The organism is Mycobacterium sp. NPDC003323 (assembly GCF_053589535.1).
In genome coordinates this window covers 191104-203516 of record NZ_JBSFSB010000009.1, presented here as the reverse complement: position 1 = coordinate 203516, position 12413 = coordinate 191104, and the positions used below count along the sequence as shown (strand labels likewise).

The following is a 12413-nucleotide window of genomic DNA, read 5'->3' as shown; positions in this document are numbered from 1 at the left end:
TGAAGTCCCGACTGGCCACCCGTGCACTGCACAGCGCGGTGGCCCGACGCGGGGATGTCGCCGGGTGCATTCTGCATTCGGATCGCGGATCTCAGCGCGGATTCAACTGGTCGACGCAACACTATCCTCGATCGAGGATAGCTCATCACGCATCAGTTCGGCGGGTGTCCGCCACTTGAGGGTCTTGCGCGGCCGGTTGTTCAGTGTGTCGGCAACAGCCTGCAATTCTGCTGGTGTCCAACGTGATAAGTCGGTGCCCTTGGGAAAGTACTGTCGAAGGAGACCGTTGGTGTTCTCGTCGGTTCCGCGCTGCCACGGGCTGTGCGGATCGGCGAAGAACACCCGCACTCCGGTCGCCTCGGTCAACGCGGCGTGAGCAGACAACTCCTTGCCGCGGTCCCATGTTAGTGACTTCCTCAGTGGCTCAGCGAGTTTCGTCAGCTCCGCTTCAAGCGCAACGTTCATGGACAACGCACCGTAACCGCCGAGCGCCGGACCGTTCTTGACCGGTTTGCTCACGCCCCACCCATCCTGCCGTGGCAGGTGAACAAGCATGGTGTACCTCGTTTTTCGCTCGACAACCGTGCCGATCGCCGAGCGTCCAAGCCCGATGATGAGATCTCCCTCCCAGTGGCCAGCAACCGCGCGGTCATCAGCCTCTTTCGGCCTCTTGCTGATTACGGTGTCCTCGGTGACATGCGCCCACGCGACCCGCTTTGAGCGGGCTCGCGGCATGCGCAACGCTCGACCAGTGCGCAGACTCAGGATCTCGTCACGGTCGAGGCCGCCGCGGCCCTCGATGTATAGGGACTGGTAGATCGCCTCGTGGCTGATCCGCATCGATGGATCATCGGGAAAGTCGATCTTGATTCGATTCGCGATCTGCTCTGGGCTCCATGCCTGCACCCAGCATCGATCGGCCCGATGCGGTTTGTTGCGGCCGGTCCACTGCCCGACCGCGGGCCCGGCCACCACGTTGCCCTCAGCGTCATGAATCTGGCCAGACAACCGTTGATGCACGTACTCGCGCAGCTTCGGGTTGGTTTCCAGCTTCGTAGCCTTCGACCGGCGGGCGAACAGCTCGGCCTTCCATTGCGCCACCGACGCCCGATACTGCAGTGTTCCGCTTCGGGTTGCCGCGTTGCGCCTCAACTCCCGCGAGATCGTGGACGGGCTCCGTCCCAACGACAACGCGATCTCCCGAATTCCTTTACCCTGCACACGAAGCAATGCGATCTCTTCACGCTCAGCGAATGACAAGTACCGGCCAGACGGTGCCGGCCACGAGTACGGGGACATGCCCCCACCTTGACGGAACCACCGTGATCCCACGACGCCCGACACACCGACCGCGACCCCGGCTTCCGAAGGCAACATCCCCTCGGCCACCTTGTCCCAGAATCGACGCTCCAACCCACGGTGGTGACCGGGATGCCCCGGAGACCGCAACGGTCTGCGACCGGTAACCTCACGAACCCAATCGGACGGACGTCCCACAGCACCCTCCTGACCTCGGGTGTTGCGTCCACCGGTTGAGCCTGGTCAGTTCAGGTCAAGGAAATTCGTGCACGCGCTGCACCATCACGAGATGGTCGGCTCTATGGGACGCGTCGGCGCGGCCGGCGACAACGCCGCCATGGAAAGCTTCTTCAGCCTGCTGCAGAAGAACGTCCTCGACCGCCGCCGCTGGGACACCCGCGAGCAACTGCGCATCGCCATCGTCACCTGGATCGAACGGACCTACCACCGCCGGCGCCGCCAGGCCGGACTCGGCCCGGTTGACCCCCATCGAATTCGAAGCCATCATGACCACACCGGCCAGTCAGGCCGCGTGACCGAAACTGTCACCTGATCGTGCAGCAGACCCATCGGCGTGGTCGGATCATGCGCCGCTGCATGAGTGCCTTCGAGGTCGTCGCGGATGGCTTCCTGCGCGGCCTGGGGCAGGGTGTGCAGGATCTCGCGCACCCGGGCCTGCCGGCGGGCCACACCCTTGCGCTCGGGCATACCCGGGGTCGCCGACAGCTGCGGGGGCACACCCTCGATCTCCTCGACACCACCGTCATGCTGGCCCTGCTCCAACATCGCCGCCTCGGCGGCCGCGGTGGCCTCGTCCTTCTCCTCCGACATACCGATCGGGCCGATACGCCGACCGTTGAGGAACTGCTTGACCACCGGCTCCTCCGAGGTCAACAGCACCTCACGCGGACCGAACATGACCAACTGCTTGCGGAACAGCATGCCGATGTTGTCCGGCACGGTCCGGGCGATGTTGATGTTGTGCGTCACGATCAGCACCGTCGCGTCGATCTGGGCGTTGATGTCGATCAACAGCTGCGACAGGTACGCGGTACGCACCGGGTCCAGACCGGAGTCCGGCTCGTCGCACAGGATGATCTGCGGGTCCAGCACCAGTGCGCGGGCCAAGCCGGCGCGCTTGCGCATACCGCCGGAGATCTCACCGGGGAACTTGTGCCCGTCATTGGGCATACCGACGAGCTCGAGCTTTTCCATCACGATGTTGCGGATCTCGGACTCGCTCTTCTTCGTGTGCTCACGCAACGGGAACGCGGTGTTGTCATAAATGTTCATCGAGCCGAACAGCGCACCGTCCTGAAACAGCACACCGAACAGGGTGCGGATCTCATAGAGCTCCTTGGCCGAGCACTCCAAGATGTTGGTGCCGTCGATGACGATCGAGCCACGCTCCGGGCGCAGCAGACCGATCAGCGACTTCAGGAACACCGACTTACCCGTACCGGAGGGGCCCAGCAGAACGCTGACCTCACCGGCGGGAATCGACATCGTGACGTCTTCCCAGATCTTCGAGGACCCGAACGATTTACTCAGATCGGTCACATCGATTTGGACGCCCATGGATTTATCCTCCAACTCTCGTTTGTTGATGCGTCGCGCTAGACGCAGCCTGCCGCGCATGGACTGGGCGGCGGAAGCGACTCAGGCAGCGGTACCGCGGGGTCTGCGGGCGGCTGGTCCAGGGTCAGATCCACGCTGTGTTCCAGCTCCGGAAGTATCGGTACGAATCGGCAGAAGAGGCTGAAGGCCAGTTGGCAAGGATCCGAGACTGGATCGGCTGACGCGGGTGCCGCCGGCAGCAGGAAGGTAAGTAACAGCAGTGCCGTTGCGGCCATGACTCCGCGTCGAGCGATGGTCATAGGGTTGCTCATCAGTTTCCCTCACCGAGTGTTGCGGCCATGTCATTTGCCATGGCGTCGAGTTGGGAAGCCCAGGTGGGCCAATCATGTTGTCCATCAGTCGGAAAGTCGAAGTGTCCGTTCCGACCGCCGATCGCTCGGTAGTGCTGATAGAAATTGCGGTTGCTGCCCTGCGCTTGGTCGCAGTAGCCGATCATCGCGGCCGGGTCGCTACAACTGGTAGTTGCGGGGCTGAAGACCCAGAGGCGGGTGTTGTTGTCCCCCAGCAACTGGACGTGTACGTCGGGATCGTGCCATTTCCACCGCCCCAGCTGCGGCGCTCCCCACATGCGGTTCGAGTCGACGCCGCCGAACACTCTGAGACCAGCGCTGATTGCACCGTTCATTGTTGTTGCGGAAGGATTCAAGAATCCCGACAGTGATCCGGCATAGCCGAAGCGATCGGGGTGGAAGGCCGCCAACGTCAGAGCCGCCGTGCCGCCCTGCGAGGCACCCACTATGGCGTGCCCGGCGGGCGCCAAGCCCTTGTGGGCGACCAACCAATCAGGTAATTCTCGTGACAGAAAGGTTTCCCACTGTTTGGAGCCGTCCTGTTCCCAGTTGGTGTACAGACTCCAGGCACCGCCGGCTGGGGCGACGGCCGACAATCCCCTACCAACAAAGGATTCCATCGCGTTGCCCGCCGTCACCCAGTTGCTCACATCGGGCGCTGCGTTGAATGCGTCCAGCAGGAAGACAGCCTTCGGCCCACCCGATTGAAACGCGACCGGAATGTCTCGGCCCATCGCGGCCGAGGGGACCATCAACGTCTCGACGGTGTCCGCGCGAGCTTTGCCAGAATTCCACAAGCACAGCGCCAGGATGCAGATCAGGACGACGCGCAGCAGTCTGACAATGGGCCCGAGCGGGTCATCCATGGTGCTATGCATCTCTACACCGGCGGATACGCGGGGGCAGGATGAACCCCTCTGAGCGCCCAGGGCAGCCAGCTGAAGAAGAATTCAATCTCGTCGCTGGCGTCGTAATCCGGGTTGGGGTCCATGAGACTTCCTTTGGCTCGGGAAAGAACGATTTGTGTTGGCTGGAATGAGCATTCACTCGGGTCGTCCGTAGACCGCGACGACCACACTGCGGTCCAGACTGTTGACCGACCACACACCCATCTCGGTGTACGAGCAGTCCGACATCACGTCGAACGCAACAGGATCGTGATACCAGCGGTTGATGATTTCCACCCCACTGATCGCCAACGCGGGATTCACAGCGACTGTTTGTGCCACCTGTCCGCGAAATCCCGCAGCTTCCGAACGCGATTGCGCTGACGACCCATCTGATCCGAGATCGCCGACCAGGGCGCGGTTGCTCAACACATCGATGCTGTGCCATTGCGCTGCGGTCTGCAGCTGTCGGTTCATCTTGACGTCGTTTGTGCAGCCGGCCTGATGCTGCACGGTGTAGACGTTGGCCAGCACGCCGTCGTTGAGGCGTTTGTTGTTCGGCACGAGTGTGTTGTTGTCGTTGTCGGCAGCGGCACTCGCAGTTGAGACGATCAGCGATGAGCACATCAGCAGTACAAGGCCTGCTAGGAGTCCAGTTTTCATCGGGTTCTGCCTCCGTACATAGGGTTGGGAGCGTGGCATTCTATGGCCTATTGCCTTGGCACTCAGATGGGATCAAACCCCGACACCAGCCATCGGTCATCGACGCGGTTCAGGGATACGCGCACGCTGGATGTGCTGCTCGTTGGCGCGTCGGCACCCACGGTTACGGTTTGATTGACGAACACCAGTACCACCGCGTGGTCACTGGAAGCCGAAACTGGTGCTGCGGCGGGGACTGTCGCCGTCGCTGCTATTTGCTTCTCTTGCGCTCCGGGAATGACGACGTCCCTCGTCAAGGTGGTGTACGAGTCCAGGAACTGACCAGTGAGCCGGTCTCGGGCTGCCTCAAGGTCTTTTTCCACGGTGTCAGGTTGGTACGTCAGCAACGCAGCGGTCGTGTCGGTGGCTGCCCGGACAGATTCGGTCGCCGCATCGGCGTCCCGTTGCTGCTCAATGTTCTGCCAGGTGACATACCCGGTCCCCGCGGAGAGGCACAGGATCAGCGCCGGTACGCCGGTGCGAGCTATCAGCGTTCGCAGTCGATATCGTCGGCGTGCGGGCTCGGCGCTGTCCATCACCCCGTCCACCTGGGTGAACTCGTTATCCGAGCCTTCCGCCTGTTCGGCATCGGTATCGTCGTCGGGCTGCTCAGGATCTGCGGCGGGGGCAGTCTCTTTGTCGCTGGCCCCCCGGGGAAACGAAATCAACTTCATGGCACGAACTCCACGCGGGACACCTTCATCTGATCATTGGACTGTTGAACGGAGATGCGCATACGCCAGGCTCTGGGAACAGTTTCTTCACCGGCGGTACTGCTCGTCTTGACCGAGACCGCCACCAACGCCTGCGCTTCGGAACCTGTCTGCGATTCCAGAGCGGCCTCGGTGACGGATCCCACCGACACCGACTGGGCCTGCTTCACGACCTCCACAAAGGGTTGCGCCCGCTGGGCGAAGTCGTCGTAGAACTCCCCTGCGGCACCGTCCATTATCCGTTGTACGTCGGCCTCGGCGTGTTGCCAATCGATGGTGGTCAGGTTGAGTGCTCCTTGGCGAGCCGCTTGCAGGAACTGCTCGTTGTGTCGCAGAGCCTGCTGGTCTTGGTAGAACTGATACCCCTGCCACGTGGCGACCGAGACCAGCGCTGCCGCCATCGCCACTCCGACGGCTACTGGGTATCGGAAAGACCGTCGGCCGGACTCATGCAGTGGATCCGCCTTTACCGGATCAATCGACGTGACGTCGTCGTAATCCACAGCGGCGTCATTGATTTCAGAATCCGTGTGTTCGGTCTCGGTCACTGTCCGGGTGGAAGCAACATCGTTTCCCATGTTTTGTCCTTCGGTGCAGTTTGGGCCAGGTCCGCCTGGGTGTAGCGGCGGCCATCGGGTCCGACGTAAGACCCGGTGGTTTGGTCGTAGTAGGCAATCGCGATGGGCGGAGGTGGGGCACCCTGCTCCGTGGTTGGACGCAGCTGGGGAACGTCCTGTCCGGTCGCGGTGGCGTTCGGGTCACCCTTCCAGTTGAATCCGTTGTTCAGCGGCACATATGGCTCGTCGCTCTCGCACTCCTTGACCGTCGCAGCACGCTTACCGGGCACGGTTGCGCACGGCGTGTTGCGGGCACCGCGCACATTGAACGGAGAGTCCTGCGGGACACGGCAATACAGATCGCCGGGTGCCCGGTCGGGGAAGTCCTGCTCGGAAGCGGCTCTCATTTGTTGAGCGGGCAGATATCCGGTGGTGCATGGCGGCGGCAGATTGAGGTTCAGATTGAAGCTCAGATAGGCACCGGCGTAGTCCTGTTTGGTGTTGGCGTTGGCGGCGAACGAGCCTTGGTTGATCGCCATCAGTTGTGGCAGCAGCACCAGGATTTGTTCGATGTTGTCGTGATAGGCAAGGCCGACCTGTCCCACGCTGACCAGATTTGCCATCAAGACCGGCAAGGTGGGTTGCAGACGCTGCACGAGTTGACGGGCCTCCTCAAGCGCCGGACCACCCTGCTCGATGACGCCGGCGAGATCGCCGTCGTGTTCGGCCAGATCGCGGGTGACGGTAGCCACCTGGTCTGCCCAGTTGGTGATCGCCGCCGATGTCTCGGTCTGCGAGTCCAACACCGGCTTGACGTTGTCGATCAGCGACAGCATCGGGTCCAGGTTCTCCCTGGCGTCGATGGAAAGATCAATGCCGCCATCAACGATCTTGGCTAGTTCCGAGCCCAACCCTCCAACTGCGGTGAACGATTCGTCAACCACCGTGCGGAGATTCTCGCGGGGTACTGCCCGAAGTCCGGTGACGACCGCATCCAAGACATTGTTGATGTCCTCGGGCACAACGGCGTCTCGCTCGGCGATGACGTCACCGTTTTTCAATGGTGGCGCCGTTCCGTCCCGGGGCAGCAGTTCCACGTACTGTTCCCCGATTGCCGACTGGCTGTGCACCTCGGCGCGGAGATCGCTGGGTACCGGGATGTCAGACCGCAACATCAACTCGGCAACGACACCGGATTCGTCGAGGCGCACCGATTGCACCCGCCCTATCTCGGTCCCACGGTAGGTGACGTTGCCCGTCTCGTAGAGTCCGCCGGTCACCGGCAGTTTCAACGACACCGTGTAGTGACCGATTCCGAACAGTTTGGCCGGGAGCTTCATGTAATTCACGCTCATCGCAGCCAGAGCTACCAAGGCCAACACCGAGAAGATGGCCAACTGGATGCGCGCTTGGCGATTCAGATGCATGTCAGCGCCCCTGATCCATCCGGTAGGGGGCAGTCAGCGGGTTACTGACACCGCCCGGTCCGCCGGCCATGCACGGGCTGGGGAACTGGCCGATCGTGCGGCCCCACTGCAGCTCCAGCCAGGTCAGGTCACACTCCCATCGCGTCCCGGTGAACAGCCCCGCGTCGATGCGGCTCAACGTCAGGTCGATCACTGCGGTCAGGTTGGTGTAGTCACCGCGTTGGAACTTGTCGATGTTGGCATTGGGGAACGGGTAGGTGGGGATCAGACCCAGCGACTTGGTCAGGCTGGGTCCGGCATTGGCCAGTGCCTCCAACACCGGGCCGACCTGGTGCAGCTCCTTGACCAAGTTCTCCTTGCTCTGATTGACCGTTTCGGTGGTCAGCGCACTGAACTTGCCGAGCTGATCGGCTGCGTCAACGAGGTTGCCGCGCTGATTGTTCAGTGCCTCCAAAGCATTGGGGATAGTGGTCACGGCGCGGTCGAGGACCGGCTGCTGGGCGGCGAATTTGCCGACCAGTTCGTTCAGATTCTCGGTCGCGGCGATGATGTCCGAGCTCTGGTCGTTCAGGGTGGCGATGAACGTCTCTGATTGTTGAATGAGGCTGCGAACGTCGTCCTCACGTCCGCGGAACCCGGTGCTCAGCGCCTCTGTTATGTCGCCGAGCTGGCCGACCCCACCGCCGTTGAGTACCAACGAAAGTGACGCGAGAGTCTGCTCCGGGGTGGGAAACGCGCCAGCTCGCGACAGTGGGATGAGAGACCCCTGATGCAGTCGTCCCTGTGCCGGCTCGTCGGGGGGGGCTGCCAGCTCGATGTGCAGAGAACCGAAGATCGTCGTCGTGCCGATCTTCACCGTCGCGTTCTCCGGCAGGTTGACATCAGGATTGAGCTTCATAGAGACGAGGGCATGATGGCCCTGCAGCTCGATCTTGGACACGTGGCCGACGGTCACGTCGGCCACCCGAACGCGAGAGTTGGGCTGGATGTTGTTTACATCTGGCATCTGGGCCTGAATGGTGTATGACCCCGGCTCCTTTCCCTCTGTGCCCGGTAGCGGCAGCGAATTGACGCCCCGCCAGCTACATCCCGCCTGAGACACGCCCAGGAGCAATGCTGCAGCGACTGCAGTCACCCGTCGTGTCCACATTGTCCTCACGATCCACCTCCGGGCGGGGTCATCATGCCGGTCAGGCCGGCGGCGGGGTCAGTGGACACGGCCGGCGGTGGAGCCTCGGCCGCAAGCGGAGCCGGTCCGGCCGCAGGCACTGAATTCGTTGGGGCAGAGGGCGCGATGGGCGCCGGTGGTACGAAATCGGGCCTCATCCAGTCCTCGCTGTAGGTCACTTCGTTGGGCCTGGCTTGAGTGCCGACGAACAGGTTCTCCCCCAACGGGGGAAAGTTGTACTGCCTGTTCTTCACAATCGGAGCCAAGTACTGCACGCACAGCTTGGATGCCTGTTCTGCCCCGAGCCGAGACGCTGCCTGGATTGCTCCGCACAGGAAGGAGATCGGGTTGGCAAAGTTGTTCACCGACAGTGCGCCGGTCAGCGAACCGTTCGCCGGTTCGTAGATGTTGTTGAAGTTCACTGCCGCGGTCGGCAGGATGTGCAATGCCTGTTCCAGGTCATCACGGCTGGCGGCAACTGCAGTCGAGATGGAGGAAAGCTTGTCCGCGGCTATGCCGATGGGTTCCCGGTTTTCGGCGATGAACGATTGCACATCGCCGACGACTGAATTCAGATCCTGCACCGCCTGGCCAACCTCGTGGGGATCGTCGGCTAGCAGGCCGGACACCTCGGCGAGGTTGACGTTCAGTTGACCGAGTAGATCTCCGCTGTCTTTGAGCGCGGTGACCAGTGTCGACAGGTTCTTGATACTGCCGAAGATATCCTTGCTGTGATCGCCGAGCGCCGAAACGGTTTGGGACAGTCTGACCACTGTTTCGCGGATATCTCCACCTTGCCCGCGTAGGTTGTCGGCCGCCGTATTGATCAACGCGCCGAGCGTGCTCACCTGGCCCCCAGTCGTGGGTTGCAACATGTCGGTGAGCCGCTCCAGTTGGGCACGCACGTCATCCCATTCCACCGGTACCGCCGTGCGGTCCTGCGGAATCACCGCTCCGGCGGTCATGGTCGGTCCGTCCGCGTAGGGCGGGGTGAGCTGAATTGCTCTGCCGGTCACCAGCTGTGGAGACAGGATGACGGCGTTGACCTCCGCGGGAACCTTGTACTCGCTGTCGAACCAGAACGTGATCTTGGTGCGCTCCGGCTCAGGTTCGATCTTGTCGACACGTCCGACTTTGACACCGCGGATACGGACGTCGTCCCCCTCGAACAGTCCTGTGCTGTTGTCGAAGTAGCCGACCACCGTTGTGCGCCCGAAGCGCTCGGTGATGGCGACAGCGAGATAGCCGGCAGCTACCAGAGCCACGACCAGCCCGACACCCAACAGGACCCTCGGCTTTCGAATCCACGTGGTCATCCCAGTCCTCCTGGTGCTGGCGGTTCACCCGGCGCCGGTACGAAGACCGGCGAGGGTGTGGGTTCGGGAACTGACTGGGCAGCAGTCGGATCGACGGCAGGGGGACCTGGTGGTGGGCCGCCTGGCGGTGGAGCGGGCTCGGGCTCGCGGTATGGGTAGCAGCCGGTCGGGCCGGGCAAAGGCACCCCGGGCGGCCCGCACCCCGGATCCCCGGGATTGCCGGTGATGGCATCGGGCAGGTGCAGACGTGGCGGCCCGCCCTGACCGGTACGCGGATACGGCACTGGGAGCGCCGGCGTACCGGGCTGGCCCACCTGGGGGTCAGTCCGCTCGGAGGGCAACAGGACGTTCGGATCCAGTCCCAGATCAGAGAAGGCGGCGTCGACGAAGGGCTGGACGAACTGGCCGGGTAGCAGATTGACCACATAGGCCTTGAAGAACGGCCCTGAAGCCACGGTCTCACCGAGGGACAGAGCGTACGTACTGAGTCCCTTGACGGCTTCTTGAATTCGTTCCTTGCGGTTGTCGACGATAGTCAGGACACCGTTGAGCTTCTCCAGCGCGGGTTTCAGCTCGGCACGATTCTCGGCGATGAAAGCCTTCAGCTGTTGCGATACTGCCGAGATGTTGCCCGACAGTTGATCCAGCGCAGCACTCTGTGAACGCAACTGGGTAAGAACGGCATTGGTGTCCTGGATAAGGCTGACGATCCGGTCCGTCCGTTCGGCCAGCACACCGGTCGCTTTGGCGGCGTTGTCCAGCAGTGTGCGTAACTGATCATCACGGCTGTTGAGCGTGTCCGCGATCCTCGCCACCCCTTGGACAGCGTCACGCAGTTGCGGAGGCGTATCGGCGAACGTCTGAGCCAGCGTGGACAACGAGTCTGAGAGCTGGCTTGTGTCAAGCCCACTGATGGTGGTGGCGAGCTCGCCGAGCGCATCGGGCAGCTGATAGGGAGACGTGGTGCGATCCATCGGGATAGCCCCATCGAGCTCATCCTCCCCGTGCGGGATGACGTCCAACTCTTTGGTGCCGAGTAGACCCTTGGTGGTGATGGCGGCCTCGGTGCGCTCCCCCAGGTGCAGATCGTCGGGCACGTTGAAGGTGACCAGGACACCCGGTCCCTCCAGTTCGATGTCGGTGACCTTGCCGACCGGATAGCCCGAGACCTGCACGATGGCACCGGTGAACAACCCACCGGCGTCCGAGAAATATGCGGTGTGGCTCTTGTTCTGGTTGATGAAGGGCAGCATCTGGTTGCCCAAGGCCGCGGCAGCCACGACGATCACGACGAGGACACCGACAGCGCCCAGTACCAGCGGGTTTCGTTCCGAGAACGTTCTGTTCATCTTCATCGCGGCGCACACCTTCCCGTGCTCTGGCCAGCTACCTTGACGAAGACGGGTTGGCCGCCTTTCCCGTTGAGTTTGAGGACGACATCGCAGAAGTAGAAGCTGAAGTAGTCGCCATACATACCCTGCCGGTTGAGCATTCGGTACTTGTCTGGCAGCTCGTTGAGGATCTTGTCGAAGTACTCGTGGTCGAGCAGCACATTGCCGGCGACCCGGTCGGTTTCGTGCAGGACCCGCTGCACCGGCTGCCGGGTCTCCTCGAGCAGTCCGGCGATCGACCCCGCCGCGGCGTTGGTGTGTGCGACGGCGTTGCTGATCTCGGTCCGACGCTCGGCCATTCCGGCCACGAGTTGTGACAGGTTGGTCACGGCTTTGTCCAACTGATCGGTCTGACCGCCCAGCGATCCCAGCACGACGTTCAGGTTGTCGACGACCTGACCGATAAGCACGTCGCGGTCTGCCAGTGTGTTGGTCACCGCAGCCGCGTGGTTGAGGAACGAGCCGATGGTCGCACCCTCACCCTGCAACGCGTCCAGTAGTTGGCCGCTGAGTTCGTTGACCTGTTCGGGATCCAGGGCACGGAACAACGGCCGGAATCCGCCGGTGACCGAGTCCAGGTCCAGCGCCGGTTGGGTGCGATCCAACGGAATTGTCGAGCCCATCGCAAGGACCTTTGCGCTGCCCGCGCCGTCGGTGAGGGCCATGTACCGTCCGCCGATGAGATCGTCATAGCGGATCTCGGCGCGGGTGCCTTCAGTCAGTACCGCTTCCCGCGCTGCGGTGAAGTTGACGCGCACGGTGGCATCGCGGTTGACCTCGATGCCGCTGACCTTTCCGACCTCGACACCCGCGACCCGGACCATGTCGCCTTCGCGAAGACCCGAGACATTGCTGAAGTGCGCGAAGTAGCCGTCGGTGTCGCTACCAAATCGGAATTGTGCGAACACAATGATGGTCGCGGCCAAAGCCAGCGCGCAGGCGGTCATGAACACTGCCAGTCGCCAGATGACACCGACAAGATCCTTGGTCATCGCGTCTGTCCTTCCTGGTTGTCGACGTCGTTG

At 62.5% G+C, this 12413-nt stretch carries 11 protein-coding genes and 2 pseudogenes; 1 reads left to right on the top strand and 12 read right to left on the bottom strand.

What is annotated here, in order from left to right:
* Window positions 1-102: 102 nt before the first annotated feature.
* Window positions 103-1497, bottom strand: a complete 1395-nt coding sequence (locus ACWDUN_RS20585) for an IS30 family transposase (protein ID WP_449931849.1) — start codon at window positions 1495-1497, stop codon at window positions 103-105.
* 46 nt (window positions 1498-1543) lie between these two features.
* Between ACWDUN_RS20585 and ACWDUN_RS20580 the strand changes: the two are divergent.
* Window positions 1544-1835: pseudogene (locus ACWDUN_RS20580) on the top strand (integrase core domain-containing protein); the annotation flags it as partial.
* Here the strand turns inward: ACWDUN_RS20580 and ACWDUN_RS20575 are convergent.
* From ACWDUN_RS20575 to ACWDUN_RS20525, 11 genes and pseudogenes are all read right to left on the bottom strand, one after another.
* Window positions 1804-2877, bottom strand: coding sequence for an ABC transporter ATP-binding protein (locus tag ACWDUN_RS20575; RefSeq protein WP_449931848.1), 1074 nt, complete (start codon window positions 2875-2877; stop codon window positions 1804-1806). The pseudogene ACWDUN_RS20580 and the gene ACWDUN_RS20575 overlap by 32 nt on opposite strands.
* A 310-nt stretch (window positions 2878-3187) precedes the next feature.
* Window positions 3188-4093, bottom strand: coding sequence for an esterase family protein (locus tag ACWDUN_RS20570; protein WP_449931847.1), 906 nt, complete (start codon window positions 4091-4093; stop codon window positions 3188-3190).
* Window positions 4094-4107: 14 nt separating this feature from the next.
* Complete coding sequence (locus ACWDUN_RS20565; RefSeq protein WP_395307987.1) at window positions 4108-4218, bottom strand: hypothetical protein; 111 nt, start codon at window positions 4216-4218, stop codon at window positions 4108-4110.
* 55 nt (window positions 4219-4273) lie between these two features.
* Window positions 4274-4729: pseudogene (locus ACWDUN_RS20560) on the bottom strand (CAP domain-containing protein); the annotation flags it as partial.
* 110 nt (window positions 4730-4839) lie between these two features.
* The gene (locus ACWDUN_RS20555) at window positions 4840-5490 is read right to left on the bottom strand and encodes a hypothetical protein (protein WP_449931846.1); all 651 of its coding nucleotides are present in this window, start codon (window positions 5488-5490) and stop codon (window positions 4840-4842) included.
* The gene (locus tag ACWDUN_RS20550) at window positions 5487-6107 is read right to left on the bottom strand and encodes a mammalian cell entry protein (protein ID WP_449931845.1); all 621 of its coding nucleotides are present in this window, start codon (window positions 6105-6107) and stop codon (window positions 5487-5489) included. The genes ACWDUN_RS20555 and ACWDUN_RS20550 overlap by 4 nt, the downstream gene beginning before the upstream one ends.
* The gene (locus tag ACWDUN_RS20545; RefSeq protein ID WP_449931844.1) at window positions 6074-7513 is read right to left on the bottom strand and encodes an MCE family protein; all 1440 of its coding nucleotides are present in this window, start codon (window positions 7511-7513) and stop codon (window positions 6074-6076) included. The genes ACWDUN_RS20550 and ACWDUN_RS20545 overlap by 34 nt, the downstream gene beginning before the upstream one ends.
* A 1-nt stretch (window position 7514) precedes the next feature.
* Window positions 7515-8663 (bottom strand): virulence factor Mce family protein, encoded by a 1149-nt coding sequence (locus ACWDUN_RS20540; RefSeq protein ID WP_449931843.1) that lies wholly within the window; start codon window positions 8661-8663, stop codon window positions 7515-7517.
* 5 nt (window positions 8664-8668) lie between these two features.
* Complete coding sequence (locus ACWDUN_RS20535; protein ID WP_449931842.1) at window positions 8669-9997, bottom strand: virulence factor Mce family protein; 1329 nt, start codon at window positions 9995-9997, stop codon at window positions 8669-8671.
* A complete protein-coding gene (locus ACWDUN_RS20530; protein WP_449931841.1) occupies window positions 9994-11352 on the bottom strand; it encodes an MCE family protein in 1359 nt (452 codons plus the stop codon). The genes ACWDUN_RS20535 and ACWDUN_RS20530 overlap by 4 nt, the downstream gene beginning before the upstream one ends.
* On the bottom strand, window positions 11349-12380 hold the full coding sequence (locus tag ACWDUN_RS20525; RefSeq protein ID WP_449931840.1) for an MCE family protein: 1032 nt from the start codon (window positions 12378-12380) through the stop codon (window positions 11349-11351). Before ACWDUN_RS20525 ends, ACWDUN_RS20530 begins: the two co-directional genes overlap by 4 nt.
* Window positions 12381-12413 lie beyond the last annotated feature (33 nt).

Coding starts and splice junctions, on each gene's coding strand:
- ACWDUN_RS20525 (WP_449931840.1), bottom strand. CDS start 12,380: ATGACCAAGGATCTTGTCGGTGTCATCTGGCGACTGGCAGTGTTCATG.
- ACWDUN_RS20545 (WP_449931844.1), bottom strand. CDS start 7,513: ATGCATCTGAATCGCCAAGCGCGCATCCAGTTGGCCATCTTCTCGGTG.
- ACWDUN_RS20530 (WP_449931841.1), bottom strand. CDS start 11,352: ATGAAGATGAACAGAACGTTCTCGGAACGAAACCCGCTGGTACTGGGC.
- ACWDUN_RS20535 (WP_449931842.1), bottom strand. CDS start 9,997: ATGACCACGTGGATTCGAAAGCCGAGGGTCCTGTTGGGTGTCGGGCTG.
- ACWDUN_RS20540 (WP_449931843.1), bottom strand. CDS start 8,663: ATGTGGACACGACGGGTGACTGCAGTCGCTGCAGCATTGCTCCTGGGC.
- ACWDUN_RS20570 (WP_449931847.1), bottom strand. CDS start 4,093: ATGGATGACCCGCTCGGGCCCATTGTCAGACTGCTGCGCGTCGTCCTG.
- ACWDUN_RS20550 (WP_449931845.1), bottom strand. CDS start 6,107: ATGGGAAACGATGTTGCTTCCACCCGGACAGTGACCGAGACCGAACAC.
- ACWDUN_RS20575 (WP_449931848.1), bottom strand. CDS start 2,877: ATGGGCGTCCAAATCGATGTGACCGATCTGAGTAAATCGTTCGGGTCC.
- ACWDUN_RS20565 (WP_395307987.1), bottom strand. CDS start 4,218: ATGGACCCCAACCCGGATTACGACGCCAGCGACGAGATTGAATTCTTC.
- ACWDUN_RS20555 (WP_449931846.1), bottom strand. CDS start 5,490: ATGAAGTTGATTTCGTTTCCCCGGGGGGCCAGCGACAAAGAGACTGCC.